General features: G+C 67.4%; 1 protein-coding gene. It reads right to left on the bottom strand.

The genetic code is table 11. From position 1 onward, the window contains the following. Positions 1-2,289 (bottom strand): chemotaxis protein CheA (locus J1777_RS14170; RefSeq protein WP_207576315.1); only part of this gene is annotated, 2,289 nt, incomplete at both ends.

Genomic DNA, 2,289 nt, shown 5'->3' with positions numbered 1-2,289 from the left:
GTGCTGGCGGTTTTCGTGGGCGGCGATGACGGGGGCGGGTTCATACACTGGCACCACTTGGCCACTGGGCAGGCTGGCGGTGCCCAAGAGGCCGGCAATCGGGGTGGCCAGCCCGGTGGGCGGCTGCAGCAGCACTTCTTGCGTGGGCTGCAGGCTATCGACCCACAGGCCCCAGCGCTGGGTGGGGCTGCGCACGATGAGGATGTGGACATGGCCATCGAGCGGGGGCAACTGGCTGCAGGCCGATTGCTGCCACAGCGCCCCGGCCCAAAACAGGGGCAGCGGCCCGCGGGGGTCGCCGTGCAGCATGCCGCGCTGCAGGCCCTCTTCGGCCAGGCTCAGGGGGATGCGCAGCACGCCCTCAATCCACTGGCTGGGCAGGGCCACTTGCCAGCTGCCAGCGCGCAGCACCTGGATGGGCAGCACCGCCGGGGGCGCAGGCAGGGTGATGGTGGTGGTGCAGCCCTGGCCGGTGCGGCTGGCAATGTGCAGCTGGCCGCCCAGGGCCTGAATTTGGGCCTGCACCGCATCCATGCCGATGCCGCGCCCGGCCGTTTCGCTCAGGGCTGCGGCGGTGGACAGCTGGGGGTGGACGATGAGCTGCGCCGCTTGCTCGGCCGTGGGGGGCTCAGCACCCTGCCACAGGCCCAGGCGGGCGGCTTGGCGGCCAATGGCATCCAGGTCCAGGCCCGCGCCGTCGTCACTCAGGGTGAGGATGTGCTGGCCATTGGCTTCGCGCAGCGCCAGGGTGATTTGCCCATGGGCGGGCTTGCCAGCGGCGCGGCGCTGGGCGGGGGTTTCGATGCCGTGGGCCAGGCTGTTGCGCAGCAGGTGCTCCAAGGCCGGGGCCAGGGCTTGCAGGGTGGTTTTTTCCAGCAAGATGGCCTCGCCCTCTAGGTGCAGATCGGCTTGCCGCTGGCAGTCGTGTTCCGCCAGGCGCAGGCATTCGGCCAGGCGCTCTTGAATATGCCCCAAGGGCTGCAGGCTGGCGTAGAGCAGGCTGTGCTGCAGGCCTTGCAGGTAGCCGGTTTGGGTGGCCAGGGCGTGGGTGCTTTCCTGGTGGTGGTGCTGCAGTTGTTGTTGCACGGTGCCCAGGTCGTCAGTGGCGCTCAGCAGGCCGGCCAGCAGGTCTTGCAGCTCGCTGTGCCATTCGTAGGACAGCTCCATATCGCCATACACCATCAAGGTGTTGGCCCAGACTTTGCAGTCTTGCACCAGCGTGTGCAGGCGCTGCAGGCTGGCGGCCATTTCTGTGATGGCGCTTTGGCTTTGTGCGGTGGCTTCCTGGGCTTGGGTGTGGCTGATCCACAGCGCTTGGGTGTGGCGCTGCAGGGTCTCCAGCGGTTGTTGCTGGCTGGGCGCTTGCGGCGCGTGCAAGGCCATTTCTTGCTGCAAGGCGGCAAAGCCCAGGCGCAGCGCTTCAATGGGTTCGGCCAGGGCCTCGGGGCTGCTGTGGGGGGCAAAGGCCAGGGTTTCCAGGGCATGCACTTGCCGTGCCCAGGCGGCGGCACCGGCCAGGCGGGCGCTGCCTTTTAAGGTGTGCAAGGCCCGCAGCAGCGCCGGGGGGCAGGCGCTGCCTGGGGGCCAGCTGTGCAGGGCGGCTTGCAGCTGGGGCCACTGGGCTTGCATTTCTTCTTCTAAAACGCTGAAGTGCAAAGTTTGTAGCTGGTTGCGCTCTTCTTCTATAGGATTTTGATTGTTTTCTTCTTTATCTGCTGTATTTTCAGCGGTAGCAGCTTCTGCTTCTGATGCTTCTGCGCTTTCGTGTACGGCGGCGGGGGCGGGTAACTGCTGCACGGCGTGTTCCAAAGCCTGCACGATCTGGGCTTGGGCGCGGCGGGTGTGGCCTTGGGCCAGTTGGTGCAGCAAGCGCTCGATTTCGGTGGTGCCGTGCTGGCAGGTGGTGCGCAGCGCGGCGGGCCACGGCGTGGGCGCACGCTGGGTGATGCGCTCAATGAGGTGGGCCAGCATGGCGATTTCCGCCCAGCCTTGCTCCCAGGCGTAGCGGGTGAGCTGCGCGGCGCTGGTCTGGGCATTGGTATCGGTATCGGTATTGGACTCGGCATCGCTCTCGGCCTTAGCCTCGGCATGGTTCGCTGTGCCGCCAGCTGCTTCACAGGCCGGCCCTGGATCGCGCCCATCGCTCAAGGCCGTGTTCAGGGCGTGCACCAGGGTCTGCGCTGGGGTGATGGCGCTGGCTTTGGCTGGGGTTTGGGGCTGGCCAGCCAGCCCTTGGGTGAGGGTGGCCAGGGGTTGGAGCTCCAGCACAGGGGCCGCGTGCCCAGGGGG

It is taken from the genome of Comamonas denitrificans (genome assembly GCF_017368815.1).
In the GTDB taxonomy this organism is placed as follows: Bacteria; Pseudomonadota; Gammaproteobacteria; order Burkholderiales; family Burkholderiaceae_C; genus Comamonas; species Comamonas denitrificans.
This window is presented reverse-complemented; position numbering and strand designations above follow the sequence as displayed.